Source organism: Streptomyces sp. 2114.4, assembly GCF_900187385.1.
GTDB lineage: Bacteria > Actinomycetota > Actinomycetes > Streptomycetales > Streptomycetaceae > Streptomyces > Streptomyces mooreae.
This window is the reverse complement of the sequence record NZ_FYEY01000001.1, coordinates 2916207-2932221: the sequence shown is the minus strand read 5'-3', so window position 1 is coordinate 2932221 and position 16015 is coordinate 2916207. Positions and strand designations below refer to the sequence as shown.

The 16015-nt window shown below is 72.8% G+C and carries 14 protein-coding genes; 11 read left to right on the top strand and 3 right to left on the bottom strand.

What is annotated here, in order from left to right; all coding sequences use genetic code 11:
- Positions 1-161 precede the first annotated feature (161 nt).
- Positions 162-1358, top strand: coding sequence for a uroporphyrinogen-III synthase (locus CFW40_RS12715; protein ID WP_088797892.1), 1197 nt, complete (start codon positions 162-164; stop codon positions 1356-1358).
- Between the two features lie 93 nt (positions 1359-1451).
- Here the strand turns inward: CFW40_RS12715 and CFW40_RS12710 are convergent, their stop codons facing one another.
- Positions 1452-2228 carry a class I SAM-dependent methyltransferase gene (locus CFW40_RS12710; RefSeq protein ID WP_088797891.1) on the bottom strand — a complete coding sequence of 259 codons (777 nt, stop codon included), beginning with the start codon at positions 2226-2228 and terminating at the stop codon, positions 1452-1454.
- A gap of 254 nt (positions 2229-2482) precedes the next feature.
- On the opposite strand from CFW40_RS12710, the gene CFW40_RS12705 reads away from it, so the two are divergent.
- From CFW40_RS12705 to CFW40_RS12680, 6 genes are all read left to right on the top strand, one after another.
- Positions 2483-3268, top strand: coding sequence for an ABATE domain-containing protein (locus CFW40_RS12705; RefSeq protein ID WP_088797890.1), 786 nt, complete (start codon positions 2483-2485; stop codon positions 3266-3268).
- 101 nt (positions 3269-3369) lie between these two features.
- Positions 3370-3909 carry a sigma-70 family RNA polymerase sigma factor gene (locus CFW40_RS12700; protein WP_088797889.1) on the top strand — a complete coding sequence of 180 codons (540 nt, stop codon included), beginning with the start codon at positions 3370-3372 and terminating at the stop codon, positions 3907-3909.
- Entirely contained in the window at positions 3906-4649 is a 744-nt protein-coding gene (locus CFW40_RS12695; RefSeq protein ID WP_088797888.1) for an anti-sigma factor, read from the top strand. The genes CFW40_RS12700 and CFW40_RS12695 overlap by 4 nt, the downstream gene beginning before the upstream one ends.
- Before the next feature lie 220 nt (positions 4650-4869).
- A complete protein-coding gene (locus CFW40_RS12690) occupies positions 4870-7461 on the top strand; it encodes a UvrD-helicase domain-containing protein (protein WP_088797887.1) in 2592 nt (863 codons plus the stop codon).
- 477 nt (positions 7462-7938) lie between these two features.
- Positions 7939-9372: an NAD-dependent malic enzyme gene (locus CFW40_RS12685; RefSeq protein ID WP_088797886.1), complete on the top strand. Its 1434-nt coding sequence runs from the start codon at positions 7939-7941 to the stop codon at positions 9370-9372.
- A 303-nt stretch (positions 9373-9675) separates the two neighbouring features.
- A complete protein-coding gene (locus CFW40_RS12680) occupies positions 9676-9957 on the top strand; it encodes an HU family DNA-binding protein (protein WP_006605312.1) in 282 nt (93 codons plus the stop codon).
- 137 nt (positions 9958-10094) lie between these two features.
- Here CFW40_RS12680 and CFW40_RS12675 read toward each other — a convergent pair whose 3' ends face one another.
- Positions 10095-10772, bottom strand: a complete 678-nt coding sequence (locus CFW40_RS12675; RefSeq protein ID WP_256331493.1) for an HAD family phosphatase — start codon at positions 10770-10772, stop codon at positions 10095-10097.
- 103 nt (positions 10773-10875) lie between these two features.
- On the bottom strand, positions 10876-11616 hold the full coding sequence (locus tag CFW40_RS12670) for a GntR family transcriptional regulator (protein ID WP_088797885.1): 741 nt from the start codon (positions 11614-11616) through the stop codon (positions 10876-10878).
- A 289-nt stretch (positions 11617-11905) separates the two neighbouring features.
- Between CFW40_RS12670 and CFW40_RS12665 the strand changes: the two genes are divergently transcribed.
- From CFW40_RS12665 to CFW40_RS12650, 4 genes are read left to right on the top strand one after another with little or no spacing between them, the layout of a single operon-like run.
- Positions 11906-13054 (top strand): extracellular solute-binding protein, encoded by a 1149-nt coding sequence (locus CFW40_RS12665; protein ID WP_371127297.1) that lies wholly within the window; start codon positions 11906-11908, stop codon positions 13052-13054.
- A gap of 43 nt (positions 13055-13097) precedes the next feature.
- Complete coding sequence (locus CFW40_RS12660) at positions 13098-13991, top strand: ABC transporter permease subunit (protein WP_088797884.1); 894 nt, start codon at positions 13098-13100, stop codon at positions 13989-13991.
- On the top strand, positions 13979-14887 hold the full coding sequence (locus CFW40_RS12655) for an ABC transporter permease (RefSeq protein WP_088797883.1): 909 nt from the start codon (positions 13979-13981) through the stop codon (positions 14885-14887). The genes CFW40_RS12660 and CFW40_RS12655 overlap by 13 nt, the downstream gene beginning before the upstream one ends.
- On the top strand, positions 14884-15939 hold the full coding sequence (locus CFW40_RS12650; RefSeq protein WP_088797882.1) for an ABC transporter ATP-binding protein: 1056 nt from the start codon (positions 14884-14886) through the stop codon (positions 15937-15939). Before CFW40_RS12655 ends, CFW40_RS12650 begins: the two co-directional genes overlap by 4 nt.
- Positions 15940-16015 lie beyond the last annotated feature (76 nt).

Genomic DNA, 16015 nt, shown 5'->3' with positions numbered 1-16015 from the left:
GGCGTAGCCGGGGGCGCTCCGCCGTAACCGCGGGGAAATACTGGAGAACCGGGACCGTCACGTGCCGTTGGCACCGTGGGCACCTGGCACTCCGTGCCGCCCGAGCCGCGGCGGCACGGCAGCACACGGCAGTACACCACTCTGGGCGGAGCGGGACGACCATGTACGAGCAGCAGCAGGAGCAGGACGAGCGGGAGCACCCGGCGTCGGCGCCGGAACCGGAGGCGGCCGTCCGGCCGCTGGACGGGTTCACCGTCGGGGTGACCGCGGCCCGGCGGGCGGAGGAGCTGGGCGCCCTGCTGGAGCGGCGCGGCGCACAGGTCGTGCATGCGCCCGCGCTGCGGATCGTCCCGCTGCCGGACGACACCGAACTGCTGGCGGTGACCCGGGACCTGATCGACCGGGCGCCCGATGTCGTCGTGGCCACCACCGCCATCGGCTTCCGCGGCTGGGTCGAGGCGGCGGAGGGCTGGGGCCTCGGCGAAGCGCTGCTGGACCGGCTGACCGGGGTGGAGCTGCTGGCGCGCGGGCCCAAGGTGCGCGGTGCGATCCGGGCGGCCGGGCTGACCGAGAAGTGGTCACCGGCCTCCGAGTCGATGGCCGAGGTGCTGGACCGGCTGCTGGCGGAGGGCGTCGCCGGGCGCCGGGTGGCCCTGCAACTGCATGGGGAGCCGCTGCCGGGGTTCGTGGAGGCGCTGCGGGCCGGCGGCGCGGAGGTGGTCGGCGTCCCCGTGTACCGGTGGATGCCGCCGGAGGACATCGGGCCGGTCGACCGGCTGCTGGACGCGGTGCTGTCGCGGACCCTGGACGCGGTGACCTTCACCAGCGCGCCGGCCGCCGCGTCGCTGCTGCGCCGGGCCGGGGAGCGGGGGATCCGCGAGGAGGTGTTGGCGGCGCTGCGGCGGGAGGTGCTGCCGGTGTGCGTGGGGCCGGTGACCGCGCTGCCGCTCCAGGCGGAGGACGTCCCCACGCTGCAGCCGGAGCGCTTCCGGCTCGGGCCGCTGGTGCAGCTGCTGTGCCGTGAACTCCCGGGACGGGTGAAGCCGTTGCCGGTGGCCGGGCGGTGGCTGGAGATCCGCGGGCACGCCGTCGTGGTGGACGGTGCGCTAAGGCCGGTGCCGCCGGCCGGGATGGCGCTGCTGCGTGCGCTGGCGCGGCGCCCCGGCTGGGTGGTCTCCCGTGCGGATCTGCTGCGGGCGCTGCCGGGGGCGGGCCGGGACGAGCACGCGGTGGAGACCGCGATGGCCCGGCTGCGGGGGGCGCTGGGCGCGCCCAAGCTGATCCAGACGGTCGTCAAGCGCGGCTACCGGCTGTCGCTCGACCCGCATGCGGACACGGACAAGTACGGCGGGGAGTAGCACGGAGACGTACGGGAGTGGCACGGAGACGTACCGGAGCGGCACGGAGACGTACGGCCGGGAGCGGGAGCGGGAGTGGCGGGGAGGCGCCCGCTACGCCGGGTTGTTCACCCGGATCTTGGACTGTCCGTGCGGCCGCTTCTCCCAGTCCTCCATGAAGCGCGCCTCCAGACCGTGCTTGCGGGCCAGGCTCAGCAGGGTCTCGGTCCGGTAGTAGAAGTCCTCGCGCAGCACCTGGTGTTCGGCGCCCTCGGTGCGGTCGAAGGTGAAGTCGAAGAAGCCGCCGGGCGCCAGGATGCGGCCGACATGGGCGAGGCATTCGTCGATGACGCCGAGCGGTGAGTGTGAGAAGACGCTGTGCGCGTGGGCGACGTCGAAGTGGGCGGACGGCAGGAAGTCCAGGGTCAGATCCTGGGTGATCGTCAGGTGCGGCAGCTTGTCCTGGAGTTCGTAGGTGGTCAGGGTCTGCTTCGCGGAGATCAGGATGTCCGGCGAGATGTCGATGCCGTAGTAGTTGCCGGCGTCGAGGTGGGCGATGAAGCGCCGGCCGGCGCGCAGATTGCCGCAGCCGATGTCCAGCATCCGGTGGCCCGGCTGCAGACCGTGTTCGGCCAGGTAGTCGAACTGCATCTCGCCCAGCGCCAGCCAGCGTTCATGGCTGCGGCTGCCGACCGCGGCCTCCGGGTTGCGGCCGGTGTCGGAGGCCATCACCGCCCGGTAGTACGCGACATGGTCGGGGTGCTTGAGGCGGAGCCAGGTGTCGCGGGCGGCGCGCTTGACGTACGGGGTGATCCTGGCCGGATGGCGGACCGCGTAACCGATCTTGTGGGTCAGGCGGGCGCGGTTCGTGAGCAGGGACGTGCGCGGCATGGAGACCTTCCTCCGGGAGGGCGAGGGGCGCTATGGCGCGTGCCGTGGCAGGCGCTACGGCATGCGGCGGCCGGGGCGCGCGGCCCGCGAACCGCCGTGCCGCGAACTATACATAAGGCGTATACACCTAGCGTCTACATGCTGTGTCTACGTGCCATGCCTGTGTGGAGTGGCCGCCTCCGGAGGGTTCCGGCGGGCCCGCGGGCCGGGCACTCTGGAAGCACACACGTCCGGCCCTAAGGAGTGACAGGAACATGGCGGCGCCTTGCGACCTGCGGTTCGACTGCGGGCGGATCTGCCTGGACCTGGCGGCCACGGCCGACGGTGCCCCCGCCGAACGGCTCACCGGCGAACGGCCCACCGCCGAACGGCTCACCGGCCCCGACCCGTTGCGGGCCTGGCTGGTCGGAGCGGGGCTGGTGCCGCCCGGCACTGTGCTGGACGGCGTCGACGCCGGCTGGGTGGGCCGCTTCCGGGCGCTGCGCGAGCTGCTGCGCCGGGTGGTGCGCGACGAGCTGCGGGGCCGGGCGGCCGAGGCCGATCTGGCGCTGCTCAACTCCGCGGCCGTGTCCGGGCAGCCGCCCGCCGCGTATGCGGTGCGCACCGTCGACGGCGCCCTGGCCCGTGCCCTGGCCGGCCCGCCCGACTGTGCCGGGCTGCTGGCCGCGGTCGCCCGGGACGCGATCGGGCTGCTGACCGACGCGGTGGCCCGGCAGCAACTGCGGCAGTGCGAGGGCGAGAGCTGCACCCTGGTGTATCTGGACACCTCGCGCGGCCGTCGCCGTCGCTGGTGTTCCAGCGAGGTGTGCGGCAACCGGGAGCGGGTGGCCCGGCACCGGCGGCGGACGACCGTGCGCAGGGAACAGGTCACAAGTGCCGGACAGCGGGAAGTGGCCGGGAGCGGCGCCGGTCAGCGGGAGCAGGTCACAAGCGCTGCCGGTCAGCAGGGACAGGCCAAAGGCGCCGGTCCGCGAGGGGTGGCCGGAAGTGCTGGTCAGGGCGTCGCGGCCGGCTCGGAAAAATTTTCCGCCGAACTCTGAGTAACCCGCCCGTCCCGTCCGTACTCCTCACCGCAAGTCCGATTCATGGCAGGGTCCCCCGGCGATCTTGGGCGATCTGGGCTATCGACCCGGGAGTTGGAGTGCGTAAGGATGCCGTCGTGGCAGACAGGACGACACCTGACGAGGAGCTCATGCGAGCCCTCTATGACGATCACGCGGGCCCGCTTCTCGCCTTCGTCCTGCGATTGGTGGCCGGCGACCGGCACCGCGCGGAGGACGTGGTGCAGGAGACGCTGGTGCGCGCCTGGCGCAACGCCGACCAGTTGCAACGGGCGACCGGCTCGATACGACCCTGGCTGGTGACCGTCGCACGGCGGATCGTGATCGACGGGCACCGCAGTCGCAAGGCGCGGCCCCAAGAGGTCGATCCGACTCCTCTGGAGACGATGCCGGCCGCGGATGTCATCGACCGCGCCCTGCGCATGATGACGATCTCCGAGGCGCTGAGCGACCTGAGCCAGGCCCATCGAGAGGCCCTCGTCGAAACGTATTTCAAGGAACGTACGGTCAACGAGGCAGCGGAGGTGCTGCGCGTACCGGCCGGGACCGTGCGGTCCCGGGTGTTCTACGCGCTGCGCTCCCTGAGACTCTCGCTAGAGGAACGAGGAGTAACGGAGTGAACCCGCCCACGCAGCCGGACCGGCACACCGACGTCGGCGCCTATGCGCTGGGCGTCCTGGACGGTGCCGACGCCGACCGGTTCGAGGCGCATCTCGTGGGCTGTCACCGGTGCGCGGCCGAACTCGAAGAACTCATGGGCCTGTCGCCGGTGCTGGCCGAGTTCAAACAGTCCGCCCCGACGCCGCAGAGGATCACGGCCGTCCCCGGTCCGGGGCTGCTGAACGGGCTGATGGACGAGGTCGCCGCCACCCGGCGCGGCCGCGCCCGGCGCCGGCTGTTCCTGGTCGCCGCCGCCGTCGTGCTGATCGTCGGCGGCCCGCTCGCCGCCCTGAAGCTGGGCCCCCAGGACTCCGGCGAGAAGCCGGCGCCGCCGCTGGCGAACGCCGTACGGGCCCAGTACGCGGCGGGCGAGAAGGCGAGCTCCGTCGACCCGGACACCAAGGTCTCGGCGGGCGTCTCGATGGCCGCCCGGCCGTGGGGCACCCAGGTGGTCCTGGAACTCGCCAACGTCAAGGGGCCGCTCACCTGCGGTCTGGTCGCCGTCGGCAAGGACGGCAAGCGGCAGACCGTGACCACCTGGGCGGTGCCCAAGGGGGGCTACGGCATCCCGGGCGGCGCCGCGAAGTGGAACCGCGAGCCCCTGTACGCGGCGGGCGGCGCGGGCTTCAACCGCGGCGACATCGACCACTTCGAGGTCACCACCACGGAGGGCAAGCGACTGGCCAAGGTGAACGTCTGAGCGGCGCGGTCCGGCGCCCCGGGCCGGGTACGGCACGGGGCGCCCGTCAAGGACCGCCATGCCTTCGACCGGCAATCCCCCCGGCCGGGTCCGCCCGATGTAGCGGCTTGATTCAACATCCGACCAAAATCGCCCGACTTTGTCCCTTTCCCCAGGTGCGCGCGGTGCCTGGTTCGCGTACGGTTGACGGCTGCCCTACGCACAGGAGAAGGGGGCCTGGGTGGCCGCGCACAACGCCACGCACGCACCGGATCACGCTTCGGATTCCGTTCGCGACCGCGAGATCGAAGCCGAGCAGACGCATCTGGACCGCGTCTACCGGCGCCTCGAGGAGAAGATCCACGAGGCAGAGTTCCTGATGGACGACGCCGCCAAGCGCGGCCAGGTCGGCACGCCCGGCGCGCTCGCCGAGCGCGACGCCCAGGTCTTTCAGGCCGGCGTCCATCTCCATCGCCTGAATTCGGAGTACGAGGACTTCCTCTTCGGCCGGATCGACCTGCTCCTCGGCAAGGACGGCAAGAAGGGCCCGGACGGCGCCTTCACCTCCGTCGAGCCCGCCGACGGCGCGATCGAGGACCACCGCGCGGCGATCGCCGAGACGCTGCACATCGGCCGCCTCGGCGTGCTCGACGCGGACTACTCCCCGCTGGTCATCGACTGGCGGGCGCCGGCCGCCGCGCCCTTCTACCGGGCCACCCCGGTCGCCCCGGGACGGGTCGTCCGGCGGCGGGTGATCCGCTCCAAGGGGCGCCGGGTCCTCGGCGTCGAGGACGACCTGATGCGCCCCGAGATCACCGCGACGCTGGACGGCGAGGAGCTGCCCGCGGTCGGTGACGGCGCGCTGATGGCCGCGCTGGGCCGGGCCCGCAGCCACACCATGCGGGACATCGTCGCCTCCATCCAGGCCGAGCAGGACATGGTGATCCGGGCCCCCGCCGCCTCCGTCACCGAGGTCGAGGGCGGCCCCGGCACCGGCAAGACCGCGGTCGCGCTGCACCGCGCCGCCTACCTCCTCTACCAGGACCGGCGCCGCTATGCGGGCGGCATCCTGATCGTCTCCCCGACGCCGCTGCTGGTCGCGTACACCGAAGGGGTCCTGCCGTCGCTCGGCGAGGAGGGCCAGGTCGCCATCCGGTCGCTCGGCTCGCTCGTGGACGGCGCGGAGGCGACCGCATACGACCCCCCGGCGGTGGCCCGTATCAAGGGCTCGTCGCGGATGCAGAAGCTGCTGCGCAAGGCGGCCCGCGGGGCGCTGGAGCTGGCCGGACCGGCGGCCGCCGCGCCCGGGGACGGGGCCGCGCCCAAGGACGGGACCGCGGGCGAGGACGCCCAGCTCTCCCTGGAGGATCTTTTCACCGCGCCCGCCGGGAACGCTGCCGGCGACGGGGAGGGCACCGGTCGCCGCCGCTCCAGACCCTCCCGCCCCGCCCCGGCCGTACCCGCCCGGCTGCGGGTCGTCGCCTTCGGCGCCCGGATCGAGCTGGACGCCGACGAGCTGCACACCATCCGGCAGTCCGCGCTCGGCGGCACCGCCCCGGTCAACCTGCTGCGCCCGCGCGCCCGCCGGCTGATCCTGGACGCGCTGTGGGCCAAGTCCGGCGCCGCCCGCCGCTACACCGACCCCGAACTGGCCGCCGAGGCGCGTGAGGGCTTCGACGAGGACATCACCACCGAGTCCGCGTTCCAGGAGTTCCTGGACGCCTGGTGGCCCGAGCTGACCCCGCGCGGGGTGCTCGCCGCGATGGCCGACGAGCGCCTGCTGGGCCGCTGGGCGCGCCGGATCCTCAACCAGCGCGAGGTGCGCCAACTGGCCCGTTCCCTGCGGCGGTTGGACGGTGCCGGTGCACCCCCGGCCGCCGCCGGGGAGGCCCCCGGCCGGGCCCCCGGGGCGGGGGAGGGACAGGGCCCGCTGTCGGTGCACGATGTCGCCCTGCTGGACGAGCTGCAGATGATCCTCGGCGCCCCGATGCGCCCGCCCCGCCCGCGCGAGGCCGACCCGCTGGACCACCTGACCGGCCTGGAGGAGCTGTCGACCTACACGGAGCGCAACGGCGCCGGCCGCGGCCGGCGCGAACGGCTGGAGGAGGAGCGCACCGACTACGCCCATGTCATCGTCGACGAGGCGCAGGACCTGACGCCGATGCAGTGGCGGATGGTCGGCCGCCGCGGCCGGCACGCGACCTGGACGGTCGTCGGCGACCCCGCGCAGTCCTCCTGGTCCGACCCGGACGAGGCCGCCGTCGCCCGCGACGAGGCGCTGGGCACCCGCCCGCGCCGCCGCTTCACGCTCACCGTGAACTACCGCAACCCCGCGGAGATCGCCGAACTGGCCGCCAGGGTGCTGGCGCTGGCGATGCCCGGGATGCAGTCGCCGAAGGCGGTCCGCTCCACGGGCCTGGAGCCGCGCTTCGCGCTCGTCGCGGACGGGGACGGCGACGGGGCGGGGGGCCGGCCGGACCGGGCCGCCGACGACGCGGCGCTGGCCGAGGCCACGGTCGCCGAGGCCGGGCGGCTGCTGGGCGAGGTGGACGGCACGGTCGGCGTCGTGGTGGCCATGAACCGCCGCGCGCAGGCCCGCCGTTGGCTCGCCCCGCTCGGCGACCGGGTGGTGGCGCTGGGCTCCCTGGAGGCCAAGGGGCTGGAGTATGACGCCACCCTGGTGGTCTCGCCCGCCGAGATCGCCGACGAGTCCCCGGCCGGGCTGCGGGTGCTGTACGTGGCGCTGACCCGGGCCACCCAGCGGCTGACCGTGCTGTCGGCCGCACGGGACGAGCCGGACGCGGCCGGGGTGCCGGACCTGCTGCGGGACTGAATCCGCTGCGGACCGGCCAGGCGGGACCGACCCGGGCGGGCCCGGTCCCGCACCCCGCCGGGCCCGGCCCGGCACCCGTACGGCGGGCGCGGCCGGGCGCTGCGCCGCCGCCGTACGAGGGGTCTTGAAATCGGGCCCGCGGGACGGGATTCGCTTCCGGGGATGGTTTGTTAGCCTGGGTGACGGCACCGGCCCGATCCAAGCCCCCGGGCCCAACCATCGTCGCTACGAGCGACCACTTGCCGCGAGGCGAGCATGGCGGGTCGGTGTCATAGACCAGAAAGAGGCCCACGTCACCCGGTGACGTGGGCCTCTTTGCCGTGGACGGGTATTCTCGTATGGTGGAAATTGTTTTCCGTAGTCGCCCACGTCCGCGAACACAATGTTCGCAATGCGAGGCGGCTACCGCGTACTCCGCGGTAGGTGCGACGATCGGACGGCAATCCAGCAACACGGTGAAAGCAGAGGAAGTCGGCCATGGCAACGGCGCCCAGCGTCTCCTACTCGATGACGGTCCGGCTGGAGGTGCCCGCGAGCGGAACCGCGGTCTCCCAGCTCACCACGGCCGTAGAGTCCCACGGAGGCTCGGTGACCGGCCTCGACGTCACGGCATCCGGGCACGAAAAGCTCCGGATCGACGTCACCATCGCGGCCACCTCCACCGCCCACGCAGACGAGATCGTCGAGCAGCTGCGCCACATCGAGGGCGTCTCGCTCGGCAAGGTCTCCGACCGTACGTTCCTGATGCACCTCGGCGGCAAGATCGAGATGTCGTCGAAACACCCCATCCGCAACCGTGACGACCTCTCGATGGTCTACACCCCCGGCGTCGCCCGGGTCTGCCAGGCCATCGCCGACAACCCCGAGGACGCCCGCCGGCTGACCATCAAGCGCAACAGCGTCGCGGTCGTCACGGACGGCTCCGCGGTGCTGGGCCTGGGCAACATCGGCCCCAAGGCCGCGCTGCCCGTCATGGAGGGCAAGGCGGCCCTCTTCAAGCGCTTCGCCGGTATCGACGCCTGGCCGCTGTGCCTGGACACCCAGGACACCGACGCGATCGTGGAGATCGTCAAGGCCATCGCCCCCGGCTTCGCGGGCATCAACCTGGAGGACATCTCCGCGCCCCGCTGCTTCGAGATCGAGGCGCGGCTGCGCGAGGCCCTGGACATCCCGGTCTTCCACGACGACCAGCACGGCACCGCCATCGTGGTGCTCGCCGCGCTCACCAACGCGCTGCGCGTCGTCGGCAAGAAGATCGAGGACGTCCGGGTCGTGATGTCCGGCGCCGGCGCGGCCGGCACCGCCATCCTCAAGCTGCTGCTGGCCGCCGGTGTCCAGCACGCCGTCGTGGCCGACATCCACGGCGTGGTGCACGCGGGCCGCCCCGACCTGGTCGACGCCGACCCGGATTCGCCGCTGCGCTGGATCGCCGACAACACCAACCCCGAACGGGTCACCGGCACCCTCAAGGAGGCCGTGGTCGGCGCGGACGTCTTCATCGGCGTCTCCGCGCCCAACGTCCTGGACGGCGACGACGTCTCACAGATGGCCGAGGGCGCGATCGTCTTCGCACTCGCCAACCCCGACCCGGAGGTCGACCCGGCCATCGCCCGGCAGACCGCCGCCGTCGTGGCCACCGGCCGCTCGGACTTCCCGAACCAGATCAACAACGTCCTGGTGTTCCCCGGTGTCTTCCGCGGCCTGCTGGACGCTCACTCCCGTACGGTGAACACCGAGATGATGCTGGCCGCTGCCGGTGCCCTCGCGGACGTCGTCCTGGAGGACGAGGTCAACCCGAACTACATCATCCCCAGCGTCTTCAACGAGAAGGTCGCGGGCGCGGTCGCCGGAGCGGTCCGGGACGCGGCGAAGAGCGGTGACCCGGCTGTGACGGCCACCACGACGGTCTGAGTACGGCGCGTCGCTGGACACGCCGTCGTTGGGGCCCCCATAGGGTGGCGGGAAGCGACCGCCGCCCTGTGGGGCCGGCCCGGAGCGGGAATGATACGGAGCGTCACCACTGACGAGGCAGTGGCGCTTTTCGTGTGACCCTCCTGGGTGCCGGATTGGCTTTACCGCCGCAGGTGGGGGCAGGATGCGTAATCGGGCGCGAGGGTCTGGCACCAGACCCGGGTCCGGGGACTGTCCGAGGACCCTGGCAGCATCGGCTTCGATCTCACGCCTCATTGGCAAGAAGAACACGGGAGTACAAACATGAACCGCAGTGAGCTGGTGGCCGCTCTGGCCGATCGCGCCGAGGTGACCCGCAAGGACGCCGACGCCGTTCTGGCCGCCCTCGCCGAGGTGACCGGCGAGGTCGTCGCCAAGGGCGACGAGAAGGTCACCATCCCCGGCTTCCTGACCTTCGAGCGCACCCACCGTGCCGCTCGCACCGCGCGCAACCCGCAGACCGGCGACCCGATCCAGATTCCGGCCGGCTACAGCGTGAAGGTCTCCGCGGGCTCCAAGCTCAAGGAAGCCGCCAAGGGTAAGTAACACCCCCTAGTACGGCACAAAGGCGGTCATCCCTCCCAGGGATGGCCGCCTTTTCGTGTGTTCCGGGTGTGCCCGGGGGTGATCGCGGTCCGGAAAGCGGCGCTGCGCCCGTCCGGGGCGGCCTGTGGCCGCCGGGATCAGGCGGGACGGGCGAACGGGAAGTCCGCCAGATCCACGTCCTCCAGAGAGGCCACCACGGCCGTACGGGGGCCCGCCGCGATGCCCGGCACGCTCGGTACGGCCAGCAGCCGGCAGCCCGCCGCCAGTGCCGCCGCGGCGCCCGTGGGGGTGTCCTCGACGGCCAGGCAGTCGGCGGGGTCGACACCGAGACCGGCCGCGGCGGCGAGATAGGGGTCCGGGTGCGGCTTGCCGCGCGGCGCCTCGCCCGAGGTGACCGACAGGGCGAAGCGGTGCGCGCCGAGGGTGCGCAGCACCAGATCGGCGACATGCCGTTCGGAGGCGGTGACCAGGGCGGCCGGGACGCCCAGGGCCCGCGCCCGGTCCAGCAGCCGCAGCGCACCCGGCTGGACGGTGACACCGGCCGCGACCCGGGCGGTGAAGTCCCGGTCCAGCCGGGCGGCCGTCCGGGTGACGTCGCAGCGCACCCCGTACCCGCGCACCAGCCGGTGGGCGGCGTCGTCCACCGGGGCACCGGCGAAGTCCGCCAGCACCTCGTCGGTGGCCGCGAGGCCCTGCTCCCGCAGGAAGCCGGCCACCGCGTCCAGCCACTGGTGCTCGGTGTCGACGAGGGTGCCGTCCATGTCGCACAGCAGGGCCGCGGGGAGCGTGGGGGCGGGCGGGGGGATCACGGGCATGGGCGGGCTCGCAGTTCGGGAAAGAGGGCGTGCGGAAGCAGGCGTGGGGGCGGGCGGCCGGCGCGGCACGGTGGCGCCCGGCGTCGTGCGGCGGTGCCCGGTGTCAGTCGGCCGGGGTGCGGGCCAGCGGGTTGGCCTGGGTGGAGTTGCGGACGGTGAAGACCACCGCGCCCGGGCGGTAGCGGTCGTCGGAGGTCTCCACGGGGCGGCCCTCCGCGGTGGTCGTGGTGCGGCGGACGCGCAGCAGCGGGCTGCCCCGTCGCACCCGCAGCTCCCGGGCGTCCACGGTGCCGGCCGCCAGGGCGTCCAGATGGTGCTCCCCGTGGGCGAACACCAGCCCGCCGGCGTCCAGGAGCGCCTGGGTGACCGATTCGCAGTCGGCGGGCAGCCCCTCGACCGCACCGGCGATCCAGCCCGCGTAGACCGTGCGCTCCAGCAACACCGCCTCGCCGTCCAGGGTCCGCAGCCGCAGCACCCGCAGCACCTCGTCGCCGGGGGCCAGTTGCAGCAGCGCGGCCTCCTGGGCGGTGGCCGTGCCGCGGGCGCTCTCGCGTACCCGGCCGCCGGGGGTGTGGCCGCCCGCGCGTGCCCACTGGGCGAAGCTGCGCAGCTCGGTGAAGCTCTGGCTGGGCGCGGTGCTCAGGACGAGGTGCCGGGCGCCCTGGCGGGAGCCGATCATGCCTTCGGAGAGCAGCGCGGCGAGCGCCTGGCGGACCGTGCCGCGCGAGACGCCGTGGGTGGCGGCGAGTTCGGTCTCCGAGGGCAGTGCGCTGCCGACGGGGAGCTGTCCGTCGGTGATCGCCCGGCGCAGCGCCTCGGCGATCTGCTGATGGCGTCGGGTCAACAGGACTCCTCGCGGCCTGGTGGTGAGGTGGCTGGCAGGACGGCTCCGGCCCTGCGGACAGGGTCGGAACGATCGGGTCAGCTGTGCGCAGATGTACGTGTCCGCGTAGCCGCGGGGGATGCGTCTAACCACTGCGTCAAGCTCTAAACCTTTTCCACTATAACGCTTATGACCTGCGGTTTTTCTGCTTCAGGGGTTGGTCTGGGGTTCATCTTCCGGTTATTTTGACGGGGCTTACTGACGGCGGCTTGTCCATACAGGTGGAGGGCCAAAGATCCAGGAGTAACCAGTGAAGCCACCCCGACCGGCGGGTCTGCGCCGGGCGTTCGCCGGCGGCGTCGCGGTCCTCGTGACCGCCACGGCCACCGGCGGCTGCGGCTACGCCCCGGCCGCCGTCACCAGCAAGGCGGCCACCGCCCGTTCGGCCGCGGACCTCGGCGGCATGGACGCCCTCGTCAAGGCCGCCAGGAAGGAGGGCCGGCTCAACGTCTATGCGCTGGCCCCCGATTGGGCGAACTACGGCGAGATGATCAAGACCTTCGAGCGGAAGTACGGCATCGAGGTCAACAACGAGAACCCCGGCGGCACCAGCCAGCTCGCGCTCGGCGCCGCCGACAAGCGCCGGGGCCAGGACCGCGCCGTCGACGCCCTCGACCTGGGCACCGCCTTCATGCGCAACGCCCAGGGCAAGCGGCTGCTCGCGCCCTACAAGGTGACCGGCTGGCGGGACATCCCCCGCGCGCAGAAACAGGCCGACGGCTCGTACCTCAACAACTACGGCGGCTACATCTCCATCGGCTGCGACGCCAAGGCCGTCACGAAGTGCCCCAGGACCTTCGCCGAGCTGCTGCAGCCGCGGTACCGGAACAAGATCGCGCTCAACGGCAACCCGGCGCAGTCGTCCTCGGCGTTCTCCGCGGTCTTCGCCGCCGCGCTCGCGGGCGGCGGCTCGTTCGACGACGTCCGGCCCGGCCTGGCCTTCTTCAAGAAGCTCAAGCAGCGCGGCAACTTCGTGCCCGTCGAGTCCTCACCGGCCACCATCCGCAAGGGCGAGACGCCGATCTCCCTCGACTGGGACTACCTCAACCTCGGCTACCGCAAGGAACTCCTGGCCAAGGGCGTCGACTGGCGGGTCACCGTGCCGTCCGACGGCCCGTACTCCCAGTACTACAACCAGGGCGTCAACGCCTACGCCCCGCACCCCGCCGCCGCCCGGCTGTGGCTCGAATTCCTCTACAGCCCCCAGGGCCAGAACATCTGGCTGCGGGGCTACTCCCGTCCCGCCCTCCTCGACCGGATGGAGAAGGACGGCACCGCCGACAAGAAGGCCGCAGCACGCCTCCCCGAGGTCCACGGCACCCCGAAGTTCCCCACACCGGAACAGGAGGACGCCGCCAAGGCGGCCATCAACGAGGGCTGGGGCAAGGCCGTCGGCTGACCCCCGCTCACCCCCTCCCCGCCTCCTTGGAGATCTCCCGCGTATGAGTGACCGACCCGCGACGGACGCCGGCCCGCCCGGCCGTCCCCGCCGCAGCACCCGCCGCCTCCACTGGCCGGCCGTCCTGCCCTTCTTCGTCTTCCTCGGGCTCTGCTTCGGCCTGCCGGCCGGCGCCCTGGTGTACGGGGCCTTCACCGCCACCGACCCGGCCACCGGCCACACCCACGCCACCCTCGACAACGTCCGTCAGTCGCTGAAGGGCAGCTATGCCACCGGCCTCGGCGGCAGCGTCCAGCTCTCCCTGCTCTGCGCCCTGCTGGCGACGCTCTGCGGCACCCTCATCGCGCAGGCCGTCGTCGCCTCCCGGCGCCCCGCCCTGCGCCGCGCCGTGGTCGCCGCCTGCGGGGTGCTCGCCAACTTCTCCGGCGCCCCGCTCGCATTCGCCTTCGTCGCGACCCTCGGCACCACCGGCACCCTCACCCGGCTGCTCTCCCTCGGCGACACCGGGTTCAGTCTCTACACCACCGCCGGACTGGTCCTGGCCTACCTGTACTTCATGATCCCGCTGATGGTGGTGACCGTGCTGCCCGCGCTCGACGGGCTGCGCACCCAGTGGCGGGAAGCCGCCGCCTCCTGCGGCGCCACCCGCGGCCAGTTCTGGCGGCACATCGGCCTCCCCGTCCTGCTGCCCTCGCTGCTCGGCGGCGCGGTGCTGCTCTTCGGCACCGCCTTCGCCTCGCACGCCACCGCCGCCGTCATGGTCGGCAGCTCGGTTCCGCTGATCACGGTGCAGATCTCCAACGCACTGGCCGGAAACGTCCTGGTCGGCCAGGAGAACCTGGCCCTCGCCATGAGCCTCAACATGGTCGTCATCGCGCTGCTGGTGATGGCCGTGCAGATACCGCTGCAGCGCAGGAGCGCCCGATGGCTGGGATGACCACCGCCGCGCAGCCGCCCGCGGCGCCGCCTTCGGACCGCGCCCCCGAGCCGCGCCCCGCACCCCCCGCCCGCGGCCGCCGCCCCTACGGACGCCTCGCCGTCCTCCTCCCGGCGTTGCTCTACTTCGCCCTCCCCGTCGCCGCCTCCCTCTGGTTCACCGTCGACGACCCCGTCAAGGGCTTCTCCCTCGACGTCTACACCGGCCATCTGCTCTCCGCCGACATGCTGGGCAGCCTGCTGCTCTCCGTCGAACTGGGGCTGGCCACCGTCGCGCTGGGCCTGGCGCTGGTCGTCCCTGCCATGGTCGTCGTCCAGCTGCGGCTGCCCCGGCTGCGCCCGCTCGTCGAGATCCTGTGCATGACGCCGCTGGTCGTCCCGCCGATCGCGCTGGTCGCCGGGGTCAACACGGTGCTGTCGTGGGCGCCGGACCTGGCGCGGACGCCCTTCTACCAGACCCTGATGGTCATCCAGAACGAGAACTTCCCGCTCGTCCTCGTCCTGCTCTACACCGTCATGTCGCTGCCGTTCCTCTACCGCTCGCTGGATGCCGGACTGCGCGCCGTCGACCTCAAGACGCTGGTCGAGGCCTCCCGCAGCCTGGGTGCCGGACGGCTGACCACGCTCGGGCGGGTGGTCGTGCCCAACCTGCGGCCCGCCGTCGTCAGCGGCGCGGTGCTCAGCCTGGCCATGGTGCTCGGTGAGTACACCGTCGCCTCCGTGCTCGGCTACCGGCCGTTCGCCGTGTGGATGGTGGAGGTCGGAGGCGAGGAGGCCGAACTCGCCGGTGCCGCCGCCATGCTGAGCCTCTTCCTGACCTGGGGCCTGCTGCTTCTGCTCACCCTCTTGGCGGGCGGCCGGACCCGCCGAACCCGCCGGCAAAGGACGACGTCATGACCGTACCCGTACACCTCAAGGGGCTACGCCGGAGCTTCGGCGCGACCACCGCGCTGGACGGCCTCGACCTGGAGATCGCGTCCGGCGAGATGGTCGCGCTGCTCGGCCCGTCCGGCTGCGGCAAGACCACCGCACTGCGCATCATCGCGGGCTTCGAGACCGCCGACGGCGGCGAGCTCACCATGGACGGCCAGGACGTCACGCACGTCCCCGCGCACCGCCGCGGCATCGGCATGGTCTTCCAGTCCTACAGCCTCTTCCCCCACATGACGGCCGCCCAGAACATCGGCTACGGCCTGCGGGTGCGGGGGTCCGCCGCCGCCGAACGCGCCGCCCGCGCGGCTCAGTTGCTGGAGCTGGTCGGCCTGCCCGGCCGCCAGGACCACTATCCGCACCAGCTCTCCGGCGGCCAGCAGCAGCGCGTCGCGCTGGCCCGCGCGCTCGCCGTCCGCCCGCGCGTGCTGCTCCTGGACGAGCCGCTGTCGGCGCTCGACGCCAAGGTGCGGCTCAGCCTGCGCGAGGAGATCCGCCGGATCCAGCTCGAACTCGGCATCACCACGGTCTTCGTCACCCACGACCAGGAGGAGGCGCTGTCGGTGGCCGACCGCGTCGCCGTGATGCAGGGCGGGCGGCTCGAGCAGTGCGCCGCACCCGCCGAGTTGTACGAACGCCCGGCGACCCCGTTCGTCGCGGAGTTCGTCGGCACCATGAACCGCCTGCCCGGCACCGTCAGGGACGGCGGGGTGGTGGAGCTGTTCGGCTGCCGCCTGCCCGTCCACGGGGCGGCACCGGGCGGCGGAGCGGGCCGTGCGGTCGAGGTACTGCTGCGGCCGGAAGGTCTCGCCGTCCGTACGGACGCGGGCGCGGAGGGGATGTCCGCGACCGTACGGGTGGCGACCTTCCTGGGTGCCACCACGCGGCTGCATCTGACCACCGAGACCGGCGTCCGGCTCAAGGCCGACGTGCCCAGCCGGGAGGCCGGCGAGCTGACACCGGGCGCACGGTGCACGGTCACACCGCACGAGAAGCCGGTGCTGGTGACGGACTGCTGAGCGGGGCTTCACCGGGGGGAGTCCCGCTCAGCTCCTGCGGGGGCCGGGGGGAGCGGTGCACAACTGCTCCCCCCGG

Excerpts from the sequence above, each read along its gene's own strand:
- CFW40_RS12715 (WP_088797892.1), top strand. The coding sequence starts at position 162 with ATGTACGAGCAGCAGCAGGAGCAGGACGAGCGGGAGCACCCGGCGTCG.
- CFW40_RS12710 (WP_088797891.1), bottom strand. The coding sequence starts at position 2,228 with ATGCCGCGCACGTCCCTGCTCACGAACCGCGCCCGCCTGACCCACAAG.
- CFW40_RS12705 (WP_088797890.1), top strand. The coding sequence starts at position 2,483 with ATGGCGGCGCCTTGCGACCTGCGGTTCGACTGCGGGCGGATCTGCCTG.
- CFW40_RS12685 (WP_088797886.1), top strand. The coding sequence starts at position 7,939 with ATGGCAACGGCGCCCAGCGTCTCCTACTCGATGACGGTCCGGCTGGAG.
- CFW40_RS12680 (WP_006605312.1), top strand. The coding sequence starts at position 9,676 with ATGAACCGCAGTGAGCTGGTGGCCGCTCTGGCCGATCGCGCCGAGGTG.
- CFW40_RS12675 (WP_256331493.1), bottom strand. The coding sequence starts at position 10,772 with ATGCCCGTGATCCCCCCGCCCGCCCCCACGCTCCCCGCGGCCCTGCTG.
- CFW40_RS12660 (WP_088797884.1), top strand. The coding sequence starts at position 13,098 with ATGAGTGACCGACCCGCGACGGACGCCGGCCCGCCCGGCCGTCCCCGC.
- CFW40_RS12655 (WP_088797883.1), top strand. The coding sequence starts at position 13,979 with ATGGCTGGGATGACCACCGCCGCGCAGCCGCCCGCGGCGCCGCCTTCG.
- CFW40_RS12650 (WP_088797882.1), top strand. The coding sequence starts at position 14,884 with ATGACCGTACCCGTACACCTCAAGGGGCTACGCCGGAGCTTCGGCGCG.